Source organism: Marinobacter sp. B-21 (assembly GCF_056857895.1).
In genome coordinates this window covers 20,466-45,981 of the sequence record NZ_JBSXNZ010000076.1, presented here as the reverse complement: position 1 = coordinate 45,981, position 25,516 = coordinate 20,466, and the positions used below count along the sequence as shown (strand labels likewise).

The following is a 25,516-nucleotide window of genomic DNA, read 5'->3' as shown; positions in this document are numbered from 1 at the left end:
CGAATTACTTGGTTAACTTTTTAAAGAGCGGTTGAGCCGTGGCTCAATCAAGGAGGCGTATTCTACATCGTTCCGCCACCCTGTCAACCGTTTATTTCGAACAATTTAAATATCAAATTTTCGAATACTTTCAAACAGTTGTCTTTCGAATCCAGAGCCTCCCAACTGGCCTGCCCCTCGAAAGAGATGCGCATTCTACAGACCTGCGCCAAGGTGTCAACGGCGATCCTGAAAAAAATTTCAAAATCGCCGAAACCCGGTTACGCAGTGACCAAAACCCGGGCTATCTTCTTCTTTCCCGCCTGTATGACGCAGTCGTCACCTTTCACGAACACCCGGTCGCCCTCGAATTTCCGGCCATCGACGAAAACCGCCCCACGCCCCAGCACATCGCGGGCGGCAGCACCGTTCTTTACCAGGCCTGCCAAACGCAATACCGAAGCCATTGGCATCCCGGACTGACCTTCAAGTGAAACCTCAATGGTCGGCAGGTTCTCGGGAATCTCCCCAAGAGAAACACGGTTCCCAGCTGACTTGTGCGCCGTCTTTGCAGCCTCTTCACCATGGAAGCGGGTAATAATCTCTTCCGCCAGCAACTTTTTATAATCCTGGGGATTGCCCCCCACCGACACTTCCTTCCGGAACGTCTCCACCTCTGCAAGCGGACGGAAGCTCAGCAGCTCAAAGTAACGCCAGAGAAGATCATCCGGCATCGACAACAGCTTGGTGTACATCTCACCCGGAGAATCATTAACGCCCACATAGTTCCCAAGGGACTTGGACATCTTCTGAACGCCATCAAGCCCCTCCAGAATAGGCATGGTGAGAATCGCCTGGGGAGACTGACCATAATGCTTCTGAAGAATCCGTCCCATCAGCAAGTTGAACTTCTGATCGGTCCCACCCAATTCAACGTCTGCCTCAAGGGCGACCGAATCGTACCCCTGCACCAGGGGATAGAGAAACTCATGGATCGCAATGGCCTGCTCCGCCCGGTAGCGCTTGGTAAAATCATCGCGCTCAAGCATACGGGCAACGGTATACTGTCCCGCCAGCTTGACCATATCGGCCGCGGTCATTTTGCCCATCCATTCGGAGTTGAAAACCACACGGGTTTTCGATGGATCGAGAATCTTGAACACCTGCTCTTTATAGCTGACCGCGTTATCGGCTACCTGTTGCTCTGTCAGAGGGGGCCGGGTGGCACTCTTTCCGGTCGGATCACCAATCATCCCAGTAAAGTCACCGATCAGGAAGATGACCTCGTGACCCAGATCCTGAAACTGACGAAGCTTGTTAATAAGGACGGTGTGTCCAAGGTGAAGATCGGGCGCAGTGGGATCGAAGCCGGCCTTAATCCTGAGAGGACGGCCCTTCCTTAGTTTTTCTACCAACTCACCTTCCGGAATGAGTTCGTCTACTCCGCGCTTGATAATCGCCAACGCTTCATCAGTGCATGCCATGACCAACACGTCCCCAATCTTGATCTTGAAAGATTTCATCGGTTACAGACTTCAACAAAAGAAATCTGTGAGTTACCCGCTCTCCTGCTAGAGTGGTTTGACCAGATTTTGACCAACACCGAAACAAAAGGGCGGCGCATTATAACAACGCTGCCAAAAGAAATCCGGAGGATGGGGCAGTAACCGTAATATTTCACGCTGTCCCGCATGCATTTTATACGGTAATCTGTTGGACTATACTTGAACAGCAGCTTTAATTAGATAGTACAAGCTGCCGGAATACCGATTAAAACGGGTGTGACACGTGCTGAAAATGTTTCCAAAAACACACATTACCATTGCTGCAGCGGCGACTGTGATTGTTACCGCCACTGTTCTGATGAGCCCCAGCAGCAATGTCGAAGCCAAGCGGATGTCCTATTCACTGGATCTGGAGCAGGGAACCGTCGCAAAGACGAACGCTGAACCGGAGCCGTCAGCGCAACCGGGTTCGCTCTCAGTGGACGAACAGCCTGCATCGCCTACGGCAGATTCCACAGAGCAGTCTTCCCAGCAAGTCAGCGTTACCGAGCCTGCAGCCCCGGCCGCGCCGGAACAACCGGAACTGGAGTGGCAAACCTTCGCCATCAAGTCGGGCGACACCCTGTCCTCACTATTCAAGAAAGCTGGATTCAATGACGGCATCATGCTCTCGGTGATCCACGGCGACGGAGAAGCCGAAAAGTTGCAGCGCCTCTACGCCGGTGAAACGATCCGTTTCGCCACAGCTGGTGACGGCGCTCTGGCTTTCGTTGAGCTGCAGCGCAACCTCCTGGAAACCCTGAAAATCAGCAGGGAAGGCGAAAGCTTCACCGGCGAGACGGAAGTTCGCAAACCTGAAGCACGGCCGGCGTTCGCTTCCGGAACAATCGACGGCTCACTTTATCTTGCCGCTCGCGAAGCTGGACTTAATGACCAACTCACTATGGAGTTGGCCGGTATCTTCGGCTGGGAAATCGACTTTGTGTACGACGTCCGCAAGGGCGACCAGTTTGAAGTGGTCTATGAAGAACTTTACCTTGATGGCGAGAAGTTCGATACCGGTCGCATCCTATCTGCCCGATTTGTGAACCGTGGCGAGGAGAACACTGCCCTACTCTACACCGACAGCAATGGCGACAGCGATTATTACAACCCCAACGGCAAAAGCATGCGCAAGGCATTCCTGCGCACGCCGATTAATGCGCGGGTATCCTCGCCGTTCAATCTTCAAAGGCGCCACCCTGTTCTGGATGTGGTTCGTCCTCACGAGGGCACCGACTATGGCGCCCCCCCAGGAACCCCCATCAAGGCAGCCGGCGCAGGTCGTGTGAAGTTTGCAGGATGGAAAGGCGGTTACGGCCGCACGGTTATCCTGAAGCATGGCGACAACATCACCACGCTTTACGCCCATATGAGTCGCCTTGGAAAGGGCATTAAGAATGGCACCCGGGTAAAGCAGGGCGAAACCATCGGCTATGTCGGTTCCTCCGGCATGGTAACCGGGCCACATCTACACTATGAGTTCCGGCTGAACGGCGCTCCGCGCAACTCACGCACTGTGAAATTGCCGGACGCAAAACCTGTACCGTCTTCCGAGATGGCCCGCTTCAAGCAGGTCACCGAACAACGAATCGCACAATTTGATGTTTTCCGCGAGAGCTACCGGCAACTCGCACTGGCTTCAGACGACTGAGCGCTATGGACACCTGGATCGGTTTGATGTCCGGCACCAGCATGGATGGCATTGATGCCGTGCTGGTGTCGTTCCAGGGACAGTCCGCACGAATCCACGCATCTCACACCGCACCCTACCCCGATCAGATCCGGCACAGACTCCTGGCCGCCAGCCAGAATCAGGCAACCCCGGATGAAATCGGCGAACTGGACACTCTCACCGGCACGCTGTTTGCGCAGGCCGCGACAGAGGTGATACGGCACTCCGGCCTCTGTGCATCAGCTATTCGCGCCATTGGCAGTCACGGTCAGACGCTTCGCCATCAACCTTTAGGTGCGGCGCCCTTTACCATCCAGATTGGCAATCCGTCTGTTATTTCTGAAGCCACCGGCATTACCACCGTCGCCGACTTCCGCAGAAGGGACATGGCTGCCGGAGGCCAGGGAGCACCTTTGGTCCCTGCGTTTCACAAGGCCTTTTTCAGTTCAGACACAGAGGATCGCTGCATCCTTAATCTGGGGGGCATTGCGAACATAACCTGGATCCCGGCCGACAGAGGCAGCCCGGTAACCGGTTTCGACACCGGTCCAGCCAACGCGCTGATGGATGCCTGGTGCCTGGCTCAGACCGGGCTTCCTTTTGACAGCGATGGCCACTGGGCCAGGGAAGGCAAAGTGAATCAGGAACTGCTCAGCGATATGCTCTCGGATGCCTATTTTTCGCGGACACCCCCGAAAAGCACCGGCAAGGAGAGGTTCAATCTGGACTGGGTAAAAACGCAGGTAAGTCGCCATCCGGACATCCCGGCCGAGGATATTCAGCGAACCCTGCTGCAACTGACAGTGGAAAGCGTGGCGAATCAATTACCCGAAGCCCGCGATCTCCGGATTTATGTCTGCGGCGGCGGTGCGCGGAATTCGCTACTGATGGCGGAGCTTGAGAAAGCTTTGCCTGAAAGCCGGCTCACGCTGACATCAGACCTGGGGCTGGACCCGCAAATGGTGGAACCGGTGGCATTTGCCTGGCTGGCAAAACAGGCCCTGGAGGGATTACCAGGTAACCTACCTGAGGTGACCGGAGCGTCAGGCCCGCGAATCCTGGGGGCCATCTACCCGGCCTGAGGCCTTCCTGAGTTCAGATGGAGAAGGAACTGCCACACCCGCAGGTTGAGCTGGCATTCGGATTCTGGACGACAAACTGGGAACCCTGAAGACCTTCCTGATAATCGATGGTGGCTCCGACAAGATACTGATAGCTCATCGGATCAACCAACAGATAAACGCCGTCACGCTCGATAACGGTATCTTCTTCATCCTGGCTTTCATCGAACGAGAAACCATACTGAAACCCGGAACAGCCGCCCCCGGTCACGAAGACGCGGAGTTTGAGTTCGGCGTTACCCTCTTCCTCGATTAACTCACGCACCTTGGCAACGGCGCTGTCACTGAAGAACAGCGGTGTGGCCATTTGTTGCTGGACTGCACTCAAGTTCGCCTCCGGATTATTGCTAACAACTCAGGCGATTATGGTATTCCTGACTAAAACAATCAACTATTCGGACTTTCCACCATCGACCGATGCTTCATCAGCCTCGTCCGGCTGGTCAGCACCGTGGGCCTGTTCCTGCTTCTGCCGGGTGGCGGAACCATCCTGTGCAAGCAACCCGACCGGTTCCCGCTGATGGACCAGATTACCGTTAACCGAAGCTCCCATCGCCATTTCGATAAGGTTGTAAAAAACACTCCCATTGATGGACGCTTTTTCCGCCAGTTCAAGATGGGCCGAGGCGTAGACATCACCATTCACCGTACCATTGATGATCACGTGAGGGGCGTTGATATCGCCGGTGACCTCTCCGACCTCCGAGACCCTGAGCACGGCATCGGTCCCTTCATCAGCAACCACCTTGCCGCGAATACGCCCGTCCACATGCAGGCCACCGGAGAAGTGAACATCCCCCTCGATGGTTGTACGGGAGGAAACCAGGGTATCAAAATGGCCGGTAGGCCGGCGTGGCTTCTGCTTTTTCTTGCCAAGCATGTCAGTTCTCCGTTAAATCATCCCAGTTAAAGGTACGCTCGGCCTGCGAGGACTTCCGTCCCTCCGCCTGGGCTACCACCTGAATCTCGATTGGCTCAAATTCTTCCGGCAACGCCAGGGTACCTTCAACATCCTGGAAATACCGGAAACGGAACTTCACCCCGAGATCCTCGATATCCTCAGAAAGATCACGCAGGGCAATCACCTCTTTTTCCTGGTCACGCAGCCCGATGACGTTCACCGCCACCACGCCGGAGATGTAACTTTTGTTATTACCGACCTGGGTCAGTACCAACTTGAAATCGTAGGCACCCTGACTGCGGCTGGGTGTCAGCGTGACGCTGTCGACCTGTAACCCTTTGCTAGTTTCCGAGGGTGCCATGATGTTTTTATAGAAAGTCAGGTCCGATTGCAGTGACGCAATCCGGGTTTCAAGATCAACTATGGTTTTCCGGGCCCGGTTCAGGGCCTGCTCATCAATGGCTCGCCCGCGCTCCAGATTGATCAACTGCTGCCGGGCCTCCCGGTAATCCTTCCGAAGCTTTTCGACTTCGCTCTCCAGCACCTGGTTCGATTCTTCCGCACTGGAGAACCGGAACCCGCCCTGCGCCAGGCCAGTTGCATACCCGGCGATCGCAGCGACTAGGGTGAACACCAGCAGGATTGCTGTTCTGCGCAGGCGGTAACCCGGGCGATGCCGGATTACAACATACTCTTCGGCCGGCTTTCTCTGCTCGCTCACGGTTTGTCCTTCGGCATTACGGCAGAAGCGCCGGAGCCTCAAGCCCCATGGTTTCTTTCAGCCCGAACATGATGTTCATGTTCTGAACCGCCTGCCCGGCGGCGCCTTTCACCAGGTTATCGATGACCGAAGACACAATAACAATGTTGCTTTGCTCCTGCCGATGCAGCGCCATACGGCACTGGTTTGCGCCCCTCACACTCCGGGTTTCCGGATGACTGCCAAAGGGCATGACATCGACAAACGGTTCCGCCTTGTACCGCTCTTCAAACAACGCCTGAAGCCGGTCGAAGTCTGCTGGATCTTTCAGCTCAGCATAGAGAGTTGCTTCGATACCGCGAATCATCGGAATCAGGTGCGGAACAAACGTCACCCCCACGTCACCACCAGCCGCGCCAGACAGCCCCTGACGAATTTCGGGCAGATGGCGATGACCGGAAGCGCCATAGGCCTTGAAGCTCTCGCCAACCTCCCCGTGCAACATGCCGATCTTGCCCTGCCGGCCAGCCCCGCTGGCTCCCGATTTCGCATCTGCGATCAGGCGGGCGGGATCGACCAGGCCCTGCTCAAGCAGTGGCAGAAAGCCCAGCTGAACGGCAGTCGGGTAACAGCCCGGGTTCGCCACCAGTTGCGCTTCGCGGATTTCCTCACGGACCACTTCCGGCAGCCCGTAGACTGCCTTCTCAGCCCATTCCGGGCTTTCGTGGCGCATGCCGTACCAGCTTGCCCAGACATCCAGATCTTTCAGGCGGAAGTCCGCAGAGAGATCAACCACACGCACACCGGCCGCCATCAGTTCCGGCACCATCCTCATGGCGACACCGTGGGGCGTGGCAAAGAACACCAGATCGCATGCTGCCAGTATGCCTGCATCCGGCTCAGAGAACGCGAGGTCATAGTGCCCGCGCAAGTTCGGATACATATCCGCCACAGGCAGGCCGGCTTCCGAGCGGGATGTAATGCAACTGACCGAAACTTCAGGGTGAACCGCGAGGATTCTCAGCAGCTCCACACCGGTATACCCGGTGCCACCAACGATGCCTACTTTAATCACCTTTCTCTCCAGCGACGTCGTATCAGGATTTTGAGGTTTGACGGCGTAGTCTACCATGATAAACCAATGACTTATTGCAGCCCTCAGGGCGACCGTTACAATGTTGTCAGAAACGTTGCCAGAAACCTTCTGGCGGTCCGCCTAAATTCACCGGAACTCCGGCCTCATGCAGAAAATCTGGTACCAGATTACCGAGCACCTGATCCCTGTTTTCCGGCGCAGGCTTTCCGGTGTCGACGCGCTGCCGCAACTGGCCGTTCTTGGCCTGTTATCGGGGCTTATCACTGGCGGTGTCATCCTGGTTTTCCGCCTGGCCATCGAATGGCCCCTGGAGCGCTTTCTTCCGGGAGAGGGCTCTGAGTCGTTTGAGAACCTCGATCTGCTGACCCGCGGCCTGCTTCCTCTTGCAGGGGCTCTCAGCCTCGGTTTGCTGCTCCACCGGCTGTCCACCCATGACCGCAAGGTGGGGGTTGTCCATGTCATGGAGCGCCTGAACTACCACCAGGGCTACATATCCATCCGCAGCGCCATCGTGCAATTCATCTCGGGCGTCGCCACGGTTGTCAGTGGCCAGTCCGCAGGCCGGGAGGGACCGGCGGTGCATCTGGGGGCCGCGTTCTCCAGCCTGATGGGGCAGTGGATGCGGTTGCCGAACAACAGCATCCGGACCCTGGTTGCCTGCGGCTGCGCAGCGGCGATTTCAGCCTCGTTCAATACGCCGATATCCGGTGTCATTTTCGCCATGGAAGTCGTGATGATGGAATACACCATTGCCGGCTTCACTCCTATCATCCTGGCAGCGGTCAGTGCCGCCGTTGTCACCCAGGCGGTGTATGGCTCAGAGCCAGCCTTCAACGTGCCTGCTCTGACGATGAATTCCCTGCTTGAGATTCCCTGGATTCTCGCTATTGCCGTCATTATCGGCATTGCCGCTGCGTTGTTTATTCAGTTAGTGGACACCATGGGCAAACATCACCACCGGCCAGTCCTGTTGCGGATTGTCACCGCAGGTTTGCTGATGGTGCCTTTCGCCATTCTGGTTCCGGAAACCATGGGTATCGGGTACGACACTGTTAACGAAACCATTAATGGTCAGCTGGGATTCTGGCTGCTATTGGGCGCAGGTGTTGCCAAACTGATCATTACATCGTTGTCCATCGGGCTGGGCATGCCAAGTGGCGTCATCGGCCCGACTCTGTTTATGGGTGCAACACTGGGGGGAGCAATGGGGCTGATCGGGGCCCAGATCATGCCGGAGCACGCTTCCTCCGTAGGGGTCTACGCCATACTGGGCATGGGAGCCATGATGGGGGCAGTGCTTCAGGCGCCGCTGGCCGCCCTGATGGCCCTGATGGAACTGACCCATAACGCCAACATCATCCTTCCGGGCATGCTCATCATTACCACCTCAAGCCTGGTGACCAGTGAAGCGTTCGGCAAGAAATCACTGTTCCTTACCATCCTCAAGAATCAGGGCCTGAGCTACCAGAATTCTCCGGTTATCCAGGCCCTGCGCCGGGTATCGGTAGGAGCCATCATGGACCGCAGCATTCTGCGCACAGGGCGACACCTTACTGTCGGGGACGCCCGGAAGGTCCTGAAATCCGAACCCAAGTGGCTGGTTGTTGAGGGCAGTAACGGGCCGACCGCCCTGCTGCCAGCGGTCGACCTCGCCCGCTATCTCGAAGACACCGAAAAGCTGGTTTCCGAAGAAGAAATCGAGCCCCCGGAGTCCATCGATCTGATGGATATTCCCGCCAATCGTCGTGATGTCGCTCCGGTACAATACCAGGCCACCCTTGAGGAGGCCCTGGACGAATTCGAGTCAACCAACGCCGAGGCCCTGTACGTACAACGTCACGTAGCGCCCATGATCCAGCGGGTTTACGGTGTGGTGCTCAAATCCGATATCGAAAGTTATTACCAATACCGACGGAGCTGACGAATGCTGTGGGTCAAAGCCTTCCATATTATTTCACTGGTGTGCTGGTTTGCCGGCATCTTCTATCTGCCCAGGCTGTTCGTCTACCACGCCGCCTGCGAGGATGAACCGGGGCGCGAACGATTCAAGATCATGGAGCGCAAGCTCTATCGGGGCATCACCACGCCCTCAATGATTGCCACGATTGTCTTCGGTGTGTGGCTGATCAGTTACAATGTTTCTGGCTACTTCAGTCAGGGCTGGCTGCATGTGAAGCTGCTTCTGGTCGCTGTGCTGATCGTTTACCATTTCTACTGCGGACATCTTGTCAAAGTCTTCCGGGACGACCGGAACACCCGCAGCCACGTATTCTATCGCTGGTTCAATGAACTGCCGGTCTTTATCCTTCTGGCCGTTGTTATCCTGGCTGTCGTCAAACCCTTCTAAGGAGGTGGGTCATCAAACGCTATAATCGTCCCCAGGTATTGATACTCTCCGGTCTGGACCCCTCTGGCGGCGCCGGTATTCAGGCTGACATCCAGGCGATTACATCACTGGGTTGCCACCCTCTGCCCGTACTAACCTGCCTCACCGTTCAGGACACCCGGAACGTGTACGGCGCTGAAGCCGTCTCTGCTGAGCTGATTCGCAAGCAGCTTCAGTGCATTGCAGACGATGCTCCGATTCATGCGGTGAAAACCGGGGCACTGGGTAACGCTGCGGTGGTGGACGTACTGGTGGAGTTTATGGCCGAACGCCCGGGCCTGCCGCTCATCACCGACCCGGTGATCAAGGCCGCGGGTGGCGGCGATCTGGCCGACGACGAACTGATTGCCGCCATGAAGGAGCGGTTGTTTCCGCTGGCCGAGATGATTACCCCGAACGGGGTCGAACTGGCGTTGCTGGGAGGCAGCGATAATCCCGGCGAGGCAGCCGAACACCTGCTGCAAGGCGGGTGTGAATCGGTTCTTGCAACCGGGGGCCATGGCACCGGCATCCACATCACCAACACGCTTTACAACCATGGCCCGGAGCCCATGCGCTGGGAGATTGAGCGTATTGGCGGAGAGTACCACGGTACCGGCTGCACGCTGGCGGCAGCTATTGCAGCAGGCCGGGCGTCGGGCCTGTCGCCCCGCGCCGCCATCTCCCAGGCCCAGAACTACGTAAACCACGCCATACTGCATGCGCTTGAGGTTGGCAAAGGCCAGCCAGTACCGGACCGGGGCATTCTGTGGGAACGATGAGCAAGGGGCTTCGCCCGGGGCTCTATGCCATTACCGACAGCCAGCTCACCCCGCGTGCCATTCTCATTGAATCCGTTGAAGCGGCACTGCGGGGTGGCGCGGTAATGGTACAATACCGGGAAAAATCCGCGCCCCTGGCCGAGAGAGTCGCTCAGGCCAGAAACCTTCAGGCTGTTTGCCGCAACGCCGGTGTGCCGCTGCTGATCAATGACGATCCGGAACTGGCAAAACGGGTCGGAGCTGCCGGCGTTCACCTGGGACAGACCGACGGCTCACTGGCCGCTGCCCGCCGGTTACTCGGGGAGCAGGCCATCATTGGAGTAACCTGCCATGCCGACCTTGCACTGGCACAGGCCGGGCTGGAGGAAGGTGCCGACTATCTTGCATTCGGGCGCTTTTTCACATCCTCGACCAAACCGGGGGCACCGGCGGCATCGCCGGAGGTGCTCACCGAGGCGAAACGTTTCCGTCGCCCCCTGGCTGCCATTGGCGGAGTAACCACAGAAAACGGCGAATCTCTGATTCGTGCCGGTGCTGACATGCTTGCCGTGGTTGGCGGCCTGTTCGGGGGCAGCCCTGATGACATTGAGCAACGGGCAAAAGCCTTTGAACGACTGTTCGCAAACCATCATCCACTTTTTCACTTCCATGATAACAGGAGCCAAGACACATGACGCACTCCGAAACCCTTTTCGAGCAGGCTCAGAAATACATTCCCGGTGGCGTAAATTCCCCGGTCCGGGCCTTTCGCGGTGTCGGGGGAACACCCATCTTCTTCAACCATGCCCAGGGCGCCTACCTGTATGACGAGGACGGCCAACGCTATATCGACTACATCGGCTCCTGGGGGCCGATGATTCTTGGCCACTCGGACAAGCGCATCAAGGATGCCCTCCATGCCCAGGTTGATCTCGGCATCGGCTATGGCGCGCCAACGGCGCTTGAGACGGAGATGGCCAGGAAGGTCTGCGAACTGGTGCCCTCAATCGATCTGGTCCGCATGGTGAACTCCGGCACCGAGGCAACCATGAGCGCAATCCGACTGGCCCGGGGTTACACCGGCCGGGACAAGATTGTGAAGTTTGAAGGCTGCTACCACGGACACGTGGATTCCCTTCTGGTAAAGGCGGGCTCCGGCGCACTGACCCTCGGCGTGCCGAATTCACCGGGCATCCCGGCCAGCCTGGCCGAACTCACCCTGACGCTGACCTACAACGACATCGATAGTGTCAGAGAGACCTTCAGCAAGATGGGCGACCAGATCGCGGCAATCATCGTGGAGCCGGTTGCCGGCAACATGAATTGCATCCCGCCGGTGCCCGGATTCCTCGAAGGGCTGCGTGAGGTATGCGACGAGCATGGCACGGTGCTGATTTTTGACGAGGTAATGACCGGCTTCCGCGTGTCCCTCGGCGGTGCCCAGGGGCTATATGGCGTGACGCCTGATCTCACGGCCCTGGGCAAGGTGATTGGCGGTGGGCTTCCGGTTGGCGCCTTTGGCGGCAAACGTGAAATCATGGAGCATATCTCACCGCTGGGCCCGGTCTACCAGGCCGGTACCCTGAGCGGAAACCCGCTCGCCATGTGTGCAGGCCTGGCGACTCTGAACGCGATTTCCGAGCCCGGTTTTCACGACCGCCTGACCGAGAAAACCAACGCCGTTTGCCGAGGCCTCAGGGAGGCCGCCGATGCCACCGGCATTCCCCTGACCGTTCAGGGTTCCGGTGCCATGTTTGGTTTCTTCTTCACAGAAGAGCCTTCGGTTACCCGCTTCGACCAGGTGATGGCCTGCGATGTCGAGCGATTCAAGAAGTTCTTCCAAGGCATGCTGAAGGAGGGTGTCTACCTGGCCCCCTCCGCCTTCGAGGCTGGCTTCACCAGCGCTGCGTTGTCAGAACAAGATATTGCCCATACTACCGCGGCGGCCAAGAAGGTCATGGCCACGCTCTGATCCCTGAGACTGCGCTCGCCAGTCAACACACCCCGCAGGTCAGCCCGAGGCTTGTCCTGCGGGGCCATCCATGTGATATGCCTCACACTTCCAGAGTGAACACACCCGGCTTGCCTCCTCTGCCGTTGACTTACCCATGTCACTGATCAAATTATGGGCACATCTCTACCGAGATGCTCTGACGGCATCAACCTAACAAACACAAGAACCAAGTCAGCGCACGGAAGCACTCGATCTGCCTTGAGGCAGATGCAGTATGAGAAAGGAGTCTCTGGAGCAACCCGTTAGGTTGAGCCGCAGTTTGGATAACAAACACAACATCAAACTGTAGGAACGACAATGAAAGCCTGGATTAAAGCAATGGCCCTGGCCCTGACTGTGGCCTGGTCTGCGCCCTCCGCCGCCTGGTGGTGGGACTCTACCCCTTCAGATTACACCGATACCCGTTACCCGGTTGTGCTGGTGCACGGTATGTTCGGTTTTGATTCCATTGCCGGTGTGGATTACTGGTACGGCGTGGCTGAAGATCTCCGCAAATATGGCGCCGATGTTTACACCACCCAGGTTCCGGCTCTTGATAGCACTATTGCCCGTGGTGAAGCCCTGCTGCCTCAGGTTCAGGCGATTGCCGCTGTGCATGGTAAGGTGAACCTGATTGGCCACAGCCATGGCGGGCCAACCGCCCGCTACATCGCCCGGATCCGGCCTGATCTGGTGGCTTCGGTAACCTCGGTGGGCTCCCCCCACAAGGGCTCTCCGGTCGCTGATCTGATCTACGGATCGCCCGCCGAAAGTCTGGCAGCGAGCCTGGGCAATGCCCTTGGTGGCCTTATCGATCTGCTTTCGAGCGGCGGCTACAACCAGGACCTGCGCTCCAGCCTTTACTCCCTGACGACCCAGGGAAGTGCCGAGTTCAACAGCTTCGCCCCTGCCGGTGTTCCGGCGACGGCGTGTGGAGAAGGGGCTTACTCGGCGAACGGCGTTCGCTTCTATTCCTGGGGAGGCACCGGCGTTCTCACCAACGTGCTGGACCCGTCTGACGCCCTGCTCGGCACCACCAGTCTGACCTTCGGTTTCAGCCAGAACGATGGTCTGGTCGGGCGCTGCAGCAATCGGTTCGGCAAGGTTATCCGGGACAACTACTTCATGAACCATCTTGATGAGATTAACCAGGCGCTCGGACTGCACAGCCTGTTCGAAACTGACCCGAAATCCGTTTACAAGCAGCACGCCAACCGGCTGAGGAATGCCGGTCTGTAATCCGCAACCAACCTTCTGGCTCCGCATGAAAGGGGCTGATCACGCTGGTAGCCGGGGTCATTCACCAACTGGGCAAACAATACCGCCCGCGCCGCCGCCAAGGGGCGTCGGGCCCATCATAAGTGCAGAGTGCTGGGGTGGCCATGGCAGATGGATTTCTAACGCGCGGCGGTGGTGTTGATATCATCCAGTGGCAGGGCGACTTCGATGAGTTTTCTGGGGATTTGATCAATTGCATCAAGACACCTGAATTCCGGCATGACTGGCTACACGCTGGGCTGTTCATCCAGCACAGCCTCCCGGTAGACAAAAGGGATGCGGTCCATCCATCGCATGTAGGCCTTTACGGGACGACTGTCCCTTATGCCGTGCTGCATGACTACGTAACCGGTCGGCATCATCTTGCCTGAGGGCACAGAAATGCTTGCGGAGTTGGGTAGCTCGCCCAAGCGCTTCTCCCAACCCTTGCGCCAATCACGCAGAGTGGGACCAAGGTTTTTCAAACCCTGCAGTGAGAACAGGTCTGGGGCCAAGGGCAGCACAACTTGTTCCGAGGCGATCAATGCCGAACGGTTGATGGCACCCAGGTTGGGCCCTACGTCAATTAGCACGAGATCTGCGGAATGCGCGCGCGGCCTGTTCAATGATTCGGTGAAACGCGGTAATCACCCGGAAGGCGGCTTCCTGACCGTCAAGGCACTTAGGCCAGTTTTCGGATAAGAGGTCCTCAAACCGCGAGAGCGCCAAGTTTCCACACACCAGCCCCAGTCGTTCTGCCACCTGTTCAACGTGGGGTGGCGCAATATCACCGGTACGATTCATCAAAGGCAACCGGCTTTCATAGACCGTGGCCTGGCCGTTGTCCTCCCAGAGCCCTGCCAGACGCTCCTCATCCAGAAACATCGCGCTGAGGTTGGCTTGCGGATCCAAGTCGACGGCTAAGGTACGGAGCCCTCGATCAGCGTACATCCATGCCAAATGGTAAACCAATGAGGTTTTGCCGACTCCGCCCTTGTTGTTGAAAAAGGCTATGGTTTTCATGTCGCTCTCCCCGGCAAAGTTGCCAAAAAGGTTCGGTCATCCAGTTCAAACTTGATGGGTGGATTTCCGCTTTTCTCCATAGCCGCTTTTGCGCGCTGAATGCCATAACCGTATCGGTTGACGTAGCCCAGGGCCCTCATGGCCTCGGCCAGCACGGGGTTGCGGTAGCTGCTGCGCTTTTCCAGGGTTTCGGGAGTCACTTCACCATAGAGACCGCCGGGGCTGTGTATTTCGATTCGGTCCGAAAACCAGTAAAGCTTGACCGGGGTATTGGACTGATAGTCCCTGTGCATGATGGCATTGAGCAGAATTTCTCGAATGGCCACGTCCGGGTAGTCAGAGACACTGGTTTCTCGCAAAGCAGAGGTTTGTCTGGGACGCTTCTGATATCAGGAGGCATTGAGGATATCCTGAACCAGTTTGTTATCCTGACTGTCGATGTGCAACAAGTGGGCTGCCTGTCGGACTTAAGGCTGATCTACTGTGCCGCTGCCCGGGCCTCCGCCTGATCCGCCCCAGCCACATTACCTCTTGCCCGACGGATATCCGCCAGCAGCAACCAGCCCGCCCGCTGCAGCCGGGTATCGCTTCCGGCCAGGGACAGCCCCTTAAGGGTGAACTGCTCAGCGGGGCCCAACCGGTTGCTGGCCACGTAGGCCTCCGAAAGCTTAAAGTAGACTTCCGCCGAGCGGGGCGCAATTCGCTGGGCCCGTTCGAGCCGTGCAATCGCCCCGGCGGCGTCACCCTGTTTGAGTAATCCGTCAGCTTCACGCACCAGGCTGAGCGCAGCCGGCGAGAGCCCATCCCCTGTTTCACGGTAGCTCGGAGAACTGCTGCGAGGCGGTTCCTGCTCTGACGGCGCCGCCGCGGGCTGCTCGCTTTTTCGCCAGACCGGCGCCTCATCCTCACCGGCACTGGTTCGTGGGGGCTCTGGTGCCTTGGCGGGCTCACCACCCACCGGCACATAAATTCCGCCACCCGGGCCGGAGGCGCAGCCCGCCAGGGCGAGCAGTGTCATGATGAGCCCTGTTCTGAACGTCGTTTTGATCTTCATTGGAACAATCCTTCAAACCAGCCCCGGATACGCCGTTCAAGGGTTCCGGAGCATGAAACTGTCTGCGCCGGTTCGCTGCCGGCGATGAAAGGCAGCAAACGGGCAGTGTCGCAGTACTTATCTGTCAGCGCCTGGCGCTCCGTATTAACCCAGTGGTAGTTGACCCCATCAGGCACCACCGGCGAAAAGCCATGCTGCGGCACCTGCGCCATAAAACGGGACCAGACCGGCAGCGCCCCACTGGCACCTGTCAACGCTGTTGCTCCGTTATCATCACGACCGACCCAGGCTACTGCCAGTAGATCGCCGCTGAACCCGGCAAACCAGGAATCCCGACCATCGTCGGTGGTCCCCGTCTTGCCGGCCAGGGTCAATTGCCGTGGCAAGATGTTGTAGGTGGAACGCCCGGTGCCTTCCTGCATAGTTTCCTGCATCGCGTACTGTACCAGATGCACGGCCGCAGGATCGGCAACCTGCTCCACCTCAAGGCTGTATCGGGAAAGCGCTTCGCCACTGGCATCGGTGACTTCCCGAATCGTTCTTAACGGGGTATTGAAGCCGGAAGTCGCCAGTCCCTGATAGATCTGGGCGACGGTAATCGGGCTCATGGAAACCGATCCCAGCAACATGGACGGATACTGCGAAATCGGCGTATCGACACCAAAAGCAGTCAACGTGTCACTGACCACATCCACACCGATATCCAGCCCGACCCGCACCGCAGGCAAGTTGTAGGAGTGGGAAAGCGCCTTGTGCAACGGTACCTCCCCTCGCTCTTCGCCATCGTAATTTTTCGGTTGCCAGCGCCGGCCGTCATCAAATTCCAGAGTAAAGGACTTATCCAGTACCGGTGTCATCAAGGTATAACGCTCGGACCGCTGCAACGCCGACAAATATATAAACGGCTTGACTAACGAGCCAATCTGGCGATTAGCGTCCAGAGCCCGGTTAAAACCGGCAAACCGGGGGTCTTTCCCGCCGACCAGGGCCAGGACTTCCCCGGAATCCTTGGCTGTCACCACCAGGGTCGCCTCCAGCGATTCCGCCAGCTTCGCACCACCGAGCCTTGGCAAGGTGTCAGTCACGGCGAATTCTGCGGCGTACTGGATAGCCGGGTCCAGAGTGGTAAAAATCCGCAGACCTTCACTGCGAAGATCTTCTTCCTTGTAGTCACGGGCCAGGTGCCTTCGCACAAGATCAATGTAGGCCGGGTAGCGGTTCTCGGAATAGGAGGGGCGCTCGCTGACCCCGAGCGGAAGGCCCCTGGCCCTTGCGGCACGCTCGGGTTCGATCAGGCCAGCCTGCTCCATTTCCGAAATCACGAGATTCCGGCGCTCTGTTGCCCGCTCGCGGTTTCGCCGGGGATTGTAGTAGCTCGCGCCCTTGACCATCCCAACCAGAAGGGCAATCTGGTGCAGGTCGAGATCGCCCAGGGATTGGCCGAAGTAAAACTGACTGGCCAGGCCGAAACCATGAATGCTGCGCGTGCCTGCCTGCCCCATATAGACTTCGTTCAGGTAGGTTTCAAGGATGTCGTCTTTTTCATAATGGAGCTCCAGCAAAACCGACATGATGGCCTCATTACCCTTGCGGAGCAGTGTCTGGTCACGGGTCAGGAAGAGATTCTTGACCAGTTGCTGGGTCAGGGTGCTGCCACCCTGGACGACACGACCGGCCCGGATATTCGCAAGCATTGCCCGGCCAATGGACAAGGGGGCAATCCCGAAATGATCATAGAAATTGCGATCCTCCACGGCCATCAATGTCGCCGGCAGCAAGGCAGGGACCTGACTCAGCTCAACCAGCACCCGGTCCTCCTTGTGAGCCGGATAAATTCCGCCGATCCGGGCGGGTTCAAGGCGAATGATCGGTGCGGCCTCGCCCCGAATCACCGAAAAGCTCTGGACTCGGTCAGCCGAGATCGTCAATGAAATCCTGCGCGCGGGTTCATCACCATCCGGGAAGGAAAAGCCACGGGTACTGATGACGAACCGGCGGCCATTGCGCTGATAACTGCCGGGCTTATCGCCTGCGCCCTTGTGAAAACCGGATAGCTGGAGCTCCCGTTCGAGGGCACCGGCGCTGATACTGGCGCCCTCAAAGAGCTCAAGGGGGCGGGCATACACCCGCGACGGCACTTCAAACCGGCGCCCCTCGAAGCGGGACGTTACAACCGCATCGAGATAGACCGTCCAGCCTGCGAGCAACACGAGGCCAATGGCACAAAACCGGAACATGAAACGCCAGAACCATGGCCGGCGACCACTATTCGAGGACTTTCGGGAGGGCTTTCGCCTGGACGGGGAAGATGAGCTGGATTTTTTCATGGCCGGATTATAACGAAGGGACCGGCCAGGAAGGCAGGCCAACTGTGTGTTATTTCTGTAATCTGCCCGTTATGATAGGGCAATAAAAATCAATGGGTTCAGGGAACGCGAGGAGAGCACCGTGAGTGAGACATCCCCAGGCAATCTGATTCTGGCACTGCAGAATCCAGAGCTGTACGACCACCCGGTCAAAGACTTCCAGGTCATTGAAACTCATATCTCCCAGGTTATCCTGACCGGCGATTACGCCTACAAGATCAAGAAACCAATGGATTTCGGCTTTCTGAACTTCTCCACCCTGGAACGCAGAAAGCATTTCTGCGCGGAAGAGCTCCGGCTCAATCGAAGACTGGCCGAAGCGCTGTACCTTGAGGTCCTTCCGATTTCCGGGACCCCGGATCACCCCGTTCTCGGTGGTGACGGCGAGGCCTTCGAATACGCCATCAAAATGCGCCAGTTCGATCAGGACCAGCTGTTCGACCGCCTTCAGGAACAAGGTGAGCTGGCACCGGAACTTCTGACCAGCCTTGCCCGGCAGGTCGCCGCCTTCCACGAGCGATTGCCACCGGTCCCTGACGAAAAGCCGCTTGGGACCCCTGAAGCGGTCTTTGCGGCGATGCAGGAAAATTTTGACCAGATACGCCCGCTGATTGACGACGCCGATCTGCTCCTGCAACTGGACAACCTCCAGGCCTGGACCGAGTCTACCTACGAACGCCATCGGGAGCTGATTGCCAGTCGCCGGGCCAACGGCATGGTCCGTGAGTGCCACGGCGACCTGCACCTGGCCAATATCACCCGCTTTGAAGGCGACGTTACGGTTTTCGATTGCATCGAATTCAGCGAGCCTTTCCGCTGGATTGATGTGATCAACGATCTGGCGTTCCTGCTGATGGACCTGGAATTCCGGCGGGAAGGCGCGCTGGCCAATCTGGTGCTCAACACCTATCTGGAATACCGGGACGACTTCGAAGCCCTGCCCCTGCTGCCGCTCTACAAGGCGTACCGGGCCATGGTCCGGGCCAAGATTGCGCTGTTCACCATGGGCAATCCGTCCCTCAGCGGGGGCGAAAAAGCCGACCTGATGCAGCGCTATCGTGATTACGCCCAGCTGGCCGAGGATTACAGCACCATCCCCAATCACTATCTGCTGGCAACCACTGGCCTGTCCGCCAGCGGAAAAACCTGCGTCAGCGCTGCCATGGCCGGCGAACTGGGCCTGATCCGCCTGCGCTCAGATGTTGAGCGCAAGCGTCTGCACGGGCTTGCACCACTGGAAAGTTCGCGTTCCCCCACGGGCGGCAACCTCTACACTGCGCAAGCAACGGCGAAAACCTACCAACGGCTGGCAGGGCTCGCCGGACAGGTTCTGGCAGCCGGCTTACCGGTTATCGTGGATGCCGCCAGCCTGAAAGAAAGCGAGCGGTCGCTGCTGGCCTCCGTGGCGGAAGCCCAGGGCGTGCCGTTTGCGCTGATACACTGCGAAGCGCCGGAGACATTGCGCCGGGAATGGATCCGCAACCGCAAGGGAGACGCCTCAGAGGCAACCGAGGAACTCCTGGACACCCAGCAAACCTGGTTTGAACCGCTGACGGCGGAAGAAAAGACCCACACCATCCATCTGCACACGGATCAGGAACATGTAGCAGAGGCGGTGGCCGACCGGATTCGGCAGCATCTGGGCATTTCCATCACTAAAACAGGAAATTAAAACAATGGGTTACCACTGGCCAGCATGAGGCATGAGATGGACGACAACCGCGAACACGAAGTACATCAGATCAGCCACCCCCTGTATGCCCTCCTTCGCAGTGAGGACATGCAGGCCTTCAACGCCGAGAAGGCAAAACTCACAGAGCTGCCCAGTTTCGCCCACGGCGATTTCCGGGGTCTGGACCTGCGCGGGATGAATGCCAAGGGATTGGATTTCCGCCATGCCTACTTTCGCGGCACGGACCTGCGCGGGATAGATTTTTCGAAATCCAGAATGGAAGGCGCAAGCATTGCCAGCGCCAAGATTTCCGGCTGCTATTTCCCGCACCGGCTGGAGGCCGATGAGATTGTCATGTCCCTGAATCACGGGACCCGCATGCGTTACGCCATACTGCCAAAATGACCAGCGACAAGCGGGGCTAGCAACCAGTTTGCGCAGTGTCCGACCCGGCTCCGGGCAAATTTATCGAGTTCCGGCTCCGGGAAAAGGCCCGGGAGCGGGACGGTCAGTTCAAAATCAGACTTCCAGAATAACCGGCACCGAGTCGGTGAGGGTCAGGAGGCCCGTTGGATTGCCATTGCCCCGACTCAGGTCAGCGCGGTAGGCGATCACTTCCACGCCCGCATCGCAGGCCTCGCGCAGCAGCTCGCCGTATTTCCGGTCAATGTGGTCCGCCGGACGAACCGTTTCGATACCGGTGTGATTGACGACGAAAAACAGGACAGCGCGATCGCCCTGCTGTACCTGTGCCATGAGCTCGCGAAGGTGTTTCTGGCCGCGCTCGGTGACCGCATCCGGGAAAAAGCCCTGGCCGTTTTCCGCCAGCGTGACATTTTTCACCTCCACCCATGCATCGGCCGCCTTCCCATGACCGGAAAGCAACAGATCGATCCGGCTTTTCTCCGAGCCGTATTTTACTTCGGCCCGGCACTCCGGGTAGCCGGACAATTCCACCACCGTTCCGGCCTGTACGGCCGTCCGGGCCTGAGCATTGGGCCGGGCAGTGTTCACGCAGGCCAGCTGCCCGGGCGAGGTTTCCACCAATTCCCAGGTGTATGGAAGTTTGCGCCTGGGGTTGTCGCTGCGACTGAGCCACACCCGGGCGTTGTCAGGCTGGCAGCCCAGCATGGAGCCGGTGTTCGGGCAGTGGGCGGTGACCTCGGTGCCGTCCGGGAGCCGTACATCCGCCAGAAAGCGTTTGTAGCGGCGGATAAGACGGCCTTCAAACAAAGGTTCTGGAAACTTCATGTGATCTCCGTACAAAAGTAGATGTCACAAGGCTGGCACCCCCGAGACTAATCTGCTATTTTCCGCAAATTCCCGTTTCAGGACGAATGCTTCATCCAGGATACAACCGCGCAGCCACGGGGGCTCACGCGGAGTGAAGCAAAGCGTTCTTGTGAAGTACAAACAAGAGGCCGGGTGCAATGGCAAATACTGCACAACAACCACGCGAACGTTTTACCAACTTCACCCCCTACGAAATGAAGAAGGGTGAAGAGTACATGAGTGCTGAGATGCTTCAGCACTTCAAGGATCTGCTGCTGCAGTGGAAGCAGGAACTGATGGAAGAAGTTGACCGCACCATGCATCACATGCAGGAAGACGCGGCAAACTACGCGGATCCGAGTGATCGCGCAACCCAGGAAGAGGAATTCAGCCTGGAACTGCGTACCCGTGACCGCGAGCGGAAACTGATCAAGAAAATTGACCAGACCATCGACCGCATCGACAAGGACGACTACGGTTTCTGTGACCAGTGTGGCGTGGAAATTGGCATCCGCCGACTGGAGGCCCGCCCGACGGCCACCTTGTGCATCGACTGCAAAACCCTGGCCGAGATTCGCGAACGCCAGACCGGTATCTGAACCAGCCATTCGACAGCCGCCGGCTTTGTGCCCCTTACAGCAAGGCCGGCTGACTGACTGCCATGACCAATCCCCGGTACCGCGGCCGGTTCGCACCTTCTCCGACCGGCCCATTGCACTTCGGCTCGCTGGTAACCGCACTCGCCAGCTTCCTGGAAGCCCGAAGCCAGGGTGGCCAGTGGCTTATCCGCGTTGAAGACCTTGACCCCCTGCGGGAACCTCCGGAAGCAACCGGCCAGATCCTCTCCAGTCTCGACGCCCACGGCCTGCTCCCCGATGAACCGGTCCGGTTCCAGTCCCGACGATACAGCGCCTACCAGACCGCCATTGCCCGGCTAATGGAACAGGGGGACGGCTACCGTTGCCCGTGCTCACGAAAGGAACTCCTGGCCAATGAGGGGCGCCACCCCAATCATTGCCGCAGCGGCAGGGCCGTAACCGGCGACCGCCCTTTTGCCATTCGCTTTGCCCTGACAGACCAGGCCTGCCACTGGCAGGATCTGCTGCTGGGCCCACAACACCAGATCGTAAGAGCAGAACTGGATGACCCGGTCATTCTCCGCAAGGAAGGGTTCTACGCCTACCAGCTTGCGGTGGTGGTTGATGACATTGACCAGGGCATTTCAGATGTGGTCCGCGGCTCGGACCTGCTGGAAATGACCGCCCAGCAACAACAGATTTACCGGGCGCTTGGTGCCAGGCCACCGCGCTGGCTGCACATTCCGGTCGTTCTCAACGAAGCGGGCCAGAAACTCAGCAAGCAGACCCATGCGCCGGCCCTGGACGACAACACCCCCGGACAGAACCTGTTCAGGGCACTGGTCGCCCTCGGCCAGAACCCACCGGAAGCGCTGGCAAAAGGCCCACCGGAAACCCTGCTGGACTGGGGCCAGGCGAACTGGCAACGGGGCGCCATCCACCTGACATCCCGGTGAGGGACATGGTATAAAGCCCTTCTCACACCTCAGCGCGGATAGCATGCCTGATGTATATCTACCGTCTGGTCTTCCTGTTGGTACTGGCCATCTATATTTTTTCGCCCAACATCCTCGACTGGTGGACTTCGCCGGGAAACGCCTGGTATAGCCCGTATGTTATCTGGGCCGGGCTGATTGCCATCGGTTTCTGGCTGGAATGGCGGCGGGATCCCAATGAGTTTTAGTACCTCTGGCCTGCTGCTCGCCAGCCTGCTCTACCTGGTCCTGCTATTCGGTATTGCCTGGGTGACCGAGCGTGGCATGCTGCCGCGCCAATGGGTCCGCCATCCCCTGGTCTACATCCTCAGCCTGGGCGTGTACGCAGGTATCTGGGCGGTTTACGGGGCCGTTGGCATGGCGGCGGAATCCGGCTATGGCTTCCTGGCCTATTATCTGGGCATCAGTGGCGCCTTCCTGCTGGCACCCGTGCTCCTGAACCCTGTCATGCGGATCGGTCGCGCCTACCAGCTTACTTCCCTCGCAGACCTGTTTGCCTACCGGTACCGCAGCCAGTGGGCGGGCACCCTGGTAACCCTGTGCTCCGGCGGCGCCATTCTGGCACTGCTGAGCATGCAGATTCAGGCTGTGGTCACATCGGCCAGCATCCTGGCACCGGATACCTCACCCAAGCTGATCAGTGTGATGTTCAGCCTCATCGTGGTGTTGTTCGCCATGCTGTTCGGAGCTCGCCGGGACCAGAACTCCGAGAATCATCAAGGCCTGGTTCTGGCCATCGCTTTCGATTCGCTGATCAAACTGGTGGCGTTACTGGTGCTCGGCGGTGTCATTCTGTTCGGGGTCTTCAATGGCATGGACGGCCTGGAACACTGGCTCGACAACAGATCCTCCGCGGCCGCCACCATGACGCTCAGCATTGACGACGGTAGCTGGCGGGCACTGATGCTGATGTCGTTTGCCGGGGCGCTGGTGCTTCCGCACATGTACCACATGACCTTCAGCGAAAACCCCTCCCCCAAAGCCCTGGCGAAGGCCAGTTGGGGCCTGCCACTTTACCTGTTGCTGCTTGGCCTGCCAGTCCCCCTTATTCTGTGGGGCGGTCAGGAACTGGCGGTGACAACGGGGCCAGGGTTCTTCGCCATTGGTGCCCCTCAGGCCCTGGACAGCCCCACGCTCACACTGCTGATGTACATTGCCGGCCTGTCAGCGGCCAGCGGCCTGATGATCGTCAGCACACTGGCACTGGCGGGCATGGCCCTGAACCACGTGGTGCTGCCACTGAAAACCCCGAAAGACCAGGGCGACATCTATCGCTGGCTGCAGTGGATCAAACGGCTGCTCATCGCGGTGATTATTCTCCTGGCGTTGCTGTTCCACGAGACCATAGGCAAAAATCTTGACCTGTCCATTCTCGGTGCCATTTCGCTGTCCGGCACCCTCCAATTGCTGCCCGGCGCCCTTGGCGTGATTTACTGGCCAGAGGGCAACCGGCGAGGACTCATCGCCGGTCTGCTTGTCGGGCTGGCAATCTGGGTCGTCACCCTGGTCCTGCCCTTCTCTCATACCGCCAATTTACTGGCCTGGTTCGACGCCCCGCTGATTCCGGATTACAGCAACTGGCACATCTTCACCTTCGTGAGTCTGACGGCCAATATCACCGTCTTTGCCCTCATCTCGGTACTCAGCACCAGCACCAGCGAGGAGGCCAGTGCCGCCCAGGCATGCTCGCTGGGCGCCCTCTCCCGCCCCCAACGACGGGAACTGCTGGCCACCTCTTCCAGCGATTTCGTCCGGCAACTGGCGGAGCCCCTGGGCTATGGGGTGGCCCGACGGGAAGTGGAGCGGGCGCTCGCCCAGCTGAAGCTGCCGAACATAGAGTACCGGCCCTACCAGCTCCGAAGGCTCCGGGATCAGGTTGAGATCAACCTGTCCGGCCTGCTCGGGCCCGCCGTTGCCCGGGACATGGTCAAGCGTCATCTGGGCTTCAAACCCATGGCCCAGGGCGGTACCGCCCAGGACATCCGGTATGTCGAACGCGCCCTCGGCGATTACCAGAACCGGCTGACCGGGCTGGCCGGAGAACTCGACAACCTGCGCCGGCATTACCGGCAAACCTTGCAGAACCTGCCCATTCCCGCCTGCTCGGTGGGCGAAGATGGCGAGATCCTGATGTGGAACCACACCATGGAGGAACTCACCGGCATCACAGCCGACGACGTGGTCGGTGCCCGGCTGATGGCACTGCCCGAACATTGGCACCTGTTGCTGGAGGGGTTCAATCGGGGTGAAGATCTGCACCGTTACAAACACCGACTGGACCTCCGTGGCAAACCACACTGGCTGAACCTGCACAAGGCCGCCCTGAGCGGGCCGGATCACACCGAAGGTGGCAGTATCATCCTGGTGGAAGACCAGACTGAGACCCGCCTGCTGGAGGACGAGCTCATGCACAGTGAGCGGCTGGCCTCGGTGGGCAGGCTCGCAGCAGGCGTTGCCCATGAGATCGGGAATCCGGTTACCGGCATTTCCTCGCTGGCCCAGAACCTGAAGCTGGAAACAGACAACCCGGATATTCTGGACACGGCTGAACAGATCCAGCAACAGACCCGGCGCATTTCTGCCATCCTGCAATCGCTGATGAACTTCGCCCGGACCGGCAATCACGCCCAGGCGAACCGGTACGAGCCCGTAACGATACATCGGTGTGTCGAGGAATCGATCAATCTGCTGTCACTCAGCGACAAGGGGCTGGGCATCCATTACATCAATGACTGCCCACCGTCGCTGCAGATCCTCGGGGATGAACAACGCCTGGTTCAGGTGTTCGTCAACCTGTTGGCCAACGCCCGGGACGCATCCCCTGAAGGTGGCACCGTCCTGATCAGTGGAAAGGGTGACGGCTACTCCGCTATTATCGAGGTCGCCGATGAGGGCCCGGGCATCCCCGGAGACCAGCTTGATCATATCTTTGAGCCGTTTTACACCACCAAGGCACCGAATAAAGGTACCGGCCTTGGCTTATCGCTGGTGTACAGCATTATTGAAGAACACTACGGCAACATTCAGGTTGAGAGCCCCGCCAATGCAGAAACAGGCAGGGGCACCTGCGTACGGCTGAGATTGCCAGCCTACGAATCCGAAACCGAAACCGAAACCGAAACCGGCAACACTACCATCAGCCAGAACCAAAGGTCTTGAGACTG

Annotated in this window: 25 protein-coding genes and 1 pseudogene; 14 read left to right on the top strand and 12 right to left on the bottom strand. The window is 58.5% G+C overall.

What is annotated here, in order from left to right; genetic code table 11:
* Positions 1-260 precede the first annotated feature (260 nt).
* The gene (tyrS, locus tag AC13C0_RS11910) at positions 261-1,463 is read right to left on the bottom strand and encodes a tyrosine--tRNA ligase (RefSeq protein ID WP_341581300.1); all 1,203 of its coding nucleotides are present in this window, start codon (positions 1,461-1,463) and stop codon (positions 261-263) included.
* 304 nt (positions 1,464-1,767) lie between these two features.
* On the opposite strand from tyrS, the gene AC13C0_RS11905 reads away from it, so the two are divergent.
* Positions 1,768-3,177 carry a peptidoglycan DD-metalloendopeptidase family protein gene (locus tag AC13C0_RS11905; protein ID WP_341581299.1) on the top strand — a complete coding sequence of 470 codons (1,410 nt, stop codon included), beginning with the start codon at positions 1,768-1,770 and terminating at the stop codon, positions 3,175-3,177.
* Positions 3,178-3,182: 5 nt separating this feature from the next.
* Complete coding sequence (locus AC13C0_RS11900) at positions 3,183-4,280, top strand: anhydro-N-acetylmuramic acid kinase (protein ID WP_341581298.1); 1,098 nt, start codon at positions 3,183-3,185, stop codon at positions 4,278-4,280.
* Positions 4,281-4,293: 13 nt separating this feature from the next.
* Here the strand turns inward: AC13C0_RS11900 and erpA are convergent, their stop codons facing one another.
* The 4 genes from erpA to argC all read right to left on the bottom strand — a co-directional run bounded on the left by erpA (position 4,294) and on the right by argC (position 6,995).
* Positions 4,294-4,626, bottom strand: coding sequence for an iron-sulfur cluster insertion protein ErpA (gene erpA, locus AC13C0_RS11895; RefSeq protein WP_205422348.1), 333 nt, complete (start codon positions 4,624-4,626; stop codon positions 4,294-4,296).
* A gap of 84 nt (positions 4,627-4,710) precedes the next feature.
* The gene (locus AC13C0_RS11890) at positions 4,711-5,199 is read right to left on the bottom strand and encodes a bactofilin family protein (protein ID WP_117619454.1); all 489 of its coding nucleotides are present in this window, start codon (positions 5,197-5,199) and stop codon (positions 4,711-4,713) included.
* Between the two features lies 1 nt (position 5,200).
* Entirely contained in the window at positions 5,201-5,941 is a 741-nt protein-coding gene (locus AC13C0_RS11885) for a DUF6776 family protein (RefSeq protein WP_117619453.1), read from the bottom strand.
* A gap of 16 nt (positions 5,942-5,957) precedes the next feature.
* Positions 5,958-6,995 carry an N-acetyl-gamma-glutamyl-phosphate reductase gene (argC, locus tag AC13C0_RS11880; protein WP_117619452.1) on the bottom strand — a complete coding sequence of 346 codons (1,038 nt, stop codon included), beginning with the start codon at positions 6,993-6,995 and terminating at the stop codon, positions 5,958-5,960.
* A 166-nt stretch (positions 6,996-7,161) separates the two neighbouring features.
* On the opposite strand from argC, the gene AC13C0_RS11875 reads away from it, so the two are divergent.
* From AC13C0_RS11875 to AC13C0_RS11850, 6 genes are all read left to right on the top strand, one after another.
* Complete coding sequence (locus AC13C0_RS11875; protein WP_341581297.1) at positions 7,162-8,937, top strand: chloride channel protein; 1,776 nt, start codon at positions 7,162-7,164, stop codon at positions 8,935-8,937.
* A gap of 3 nt (positions 8,938-8,940) precedes the next feature.
* Positions 8,941-9,363 (top strand): protoporphyrinogen oxidase HemJ, encoded by a 423-nt coding sequence (gene hemJ, locus AC13C0_RS11870; RefSeq protein WP_117619450.1) that lies wholly within the window; start codon positions 8,941-8,943, stop codon positions 9,361-9,363.
* A gap of 41 nt (positions 9,364-9,404) precedes the next feature.
* On the top strand, positions 9,405-10,163 hold the full coding sequence (thiD, locus tag AC13C0_RS11865) for a bifunctional hydroxymethylpyrimidine kinase/phosphomethylpyrimidine kinase (protein WP_341582821.1): 759 nt from the start codon (positions 9,405-9,407) through the stop codon (positions 10,161-10,163).
* Entirely contained in the window at positions 10,160-10,837 is a 678-nt protein-coding gene (gene thiE, locus AC13C0_RS11860) for a thiamine phosphate synthase (RefSeq protein ID WP_376788095.1), read from the top strand. Before thiD ends, thiE begins: the two co-directional genes overlap by 4 nt.
* Entirely contained in the window at positions 10,834-12,114 is a 1,281-nt protein-coding gene (gene hemL, locus AC13C0_RS11855) for a glutamate-1-semialdehyde 2,1-aminomutase (RefSeq protein ID WP_341581295.1), read from the top strand. Before thiE ends, hemL begins: the two co-directional genes overlap by 4 nt.
* Positions 12,115-12,453: 339 nt before the next feature.
* Complete coding sequence (locus AC13C0_RS11850) at positions 12,454-13,374, top strand: lipase family alpha/beta hydrolase (RefSeq protein ID WP_341581294.1); 921 nt, start codon at positions 12,454-12,456, stop codon at positions 13,372-13,374.
* On the opposite strand, the pseudogene AC13C0_RS11845 reads toward AC13C0_RS11850, so the two are convergent.
* The 6 genes and pseudogenes from AC13C0_RS11845 to mrcB form a co-directional block, all read right to left on the bottom strand.
* Positions 13,332-13,481: pseudogene (locus AC13C0_RS11845) on the bottom strand (DUF1156 domain-containing protein); the annotation flags it as partial. The gene AC13C0_RS11850 and the pseudogene AC13C0_RS11845 sit on opposite strands and share 43 nt — an antisense overlap.
* Positions 13,482-13,640: 159 nt before the next feature.
* On the bottom strand, positions 13,641-13,985 hold the full coding sequence (locus AC13C0_RS11840) for an AAA family ATPase (protein ID WP_341581293.1): 345 nt from the start codon (positions 13,983-13,985) through the stop codon (positions 13,641-13,643).
* Positions 13,975-14,415 (bottom strand): ParA family protein, encoded by a 441-nt coding sequence (locus tag AC13C0_RS11835; protein ID WP_341581292.1) that lies wholly within the window; start codon positions 14,413-14,415, stop codon positions 13,975-13,977. Before AC13C0_RS11835 ends, AC13C0_RS11840 begins: the two co-directional genes overlap by 11 nt.
* Complete coding sequence (locus AC13C0_RS11830; RefSeq protein ID WP_341581291.1) at positions 14,412-14,774, bottom strand: ATP-binding protein; 363 nt, start codon at positions 14,772-14,774, stop codon at positions 14,412-14,414. The genes AC13C0_RS11835 and AC13C0_RS11830 overlap by 4 nt, the downstream gene beginning before the upstream one ends.
* Before the next feature lie 119 nt (positions 14,775-14,893).
* Positions 14,894-15,469, bottom strand: a complete 576-nt coding sequence (locus AC13C0_RS11825; protein WP_341581290.1) for a tetratricopeptide repeat protein — start codon at positions 15,467-15,469, stop codon at positions 14,894-14,896.
* Complete coding sequence (gene mrcB, locus AC13C0_RS11820) at positions 15,466-17,796, bottom strand: penicillin-binding protein 1B (RefSeq protein ID WP_341581289.1); 2,331 nt, start codon at positions 17,794-17,796, stop codon at positions 15,466-15,468. Before mrcB ends, AC13C0_RS11825 begins: the two co-directional genes overlap by 4 nt.
* A gap of 121 nt (positions 17,797-17,917) precedes the next feature.
* Between mrcB and AC13C0_RS11815 the strand changes: the two genes are divergently transcribed.
* Positions 17,918-19,507: a bifunctional aminoglycoside phosphotransferase/ATP-binding protein gene (locus tag AC13C0_RS11815; RefSeq protein WP_341581288.1), complete on the top strand. Its 1,590-nt coding sequence runs from the start codon at positions 17,918-17,920 to the stop codon at positions 19,505-19,507.
* 36 nt (positions 19,508-19,543) lie between these two features.
* Positions 19,544-19,912 carry a pentapeptide repeat-containing protein gene (locus tag AC13C0_RS11810; RefSeq protein ID WP_117620430.1) on the top strand — a complete coding sequence of 123 codons (369 nt, stop codon included), beginning with the start codon at positions 19,544-19,546 and terminating at the stop codon, positions 19,910-19,912.
* Between the two features lie 114 nt (positions 19,913-20,026).
* Here the strand turns inward: AC13C0_RS11810 and sfsA are convergent, their stop codons facing one another.
* Positions 20,027-20,758, bottom strand: a complete 732-nt coding sequence (sfsA, locus tag AC13C0_RS11805) for a DNA/RNA nuclease SfsA (protein WP_341581287.1) — start codon at positions 20,756-20,758, stop codon at positions 20,027-20,029.
* Between the two features lie 179 nt (positions 20,759-20,937).
* Here sfsA and dksA point away from each other — a divergent pair, with 179 nt between their 5' ends.
* The 4 genes from dksA to AC13C0_RS11785 all read left to right on the top strand — a co-directional run bounded on the left by dksA (position 20,938) and on the right by AC13C0_RS11785 (position 25,511).
* Positions 20,938-21,378, top strand: coding sequence for an RNA polymerase-binding protein DksA (gene dksA, locus AC13C0_RS11800; RefSeq protein WP_117619439.1), 441 nt, complete (start codon positions 20,938-20,940; stop codon positions 21,376-21,378).
* Between the two features lie 62 nt (positions 21,379-21,440).
* Positions 21,441-22,313, top strand: coding sequence for a tRNA glutamyl-Q(34) synthetase GluQRS (gluQRS, locus tag AC13C0_RS11795; RefSeq protein WP_341581286.1), 873 nt, complete (start codon positions 21,441-21,443; stop codon positions 22,311-22,313).
* A gap of 50 nt (positions 22,314-22,363) precedes the next feature.
* Positions 22,364-22,540 carry a hypothetical protein gene (locus AC13C0_RS11790; protein ID WP_007153470.1) on the top strand — a complete coding sequence of 59 codons (177 nt, stop codon included), beginning with the start codon at positions 22,364-22,366 and terminating at the stop codon, positions 22,538-22,540.
* Complete coding sequence (locus AC13C0_RS11785; protein ID WP_341581285.1) at positions 22,530-25,511, top strand: ATP-binding protein; 2,982 nt, start codon at positions 22,530-22,532, stop codon at positions 25,509-25,511. The genes AC13C0_RS11790 and AC13C0_RS11785 overlap by 11 nt, the downstream gene beginning before the upstream one ends.
* The last annotated feature ends 5 nt before the right edge of the window (positions 25,512-25,516 follow it).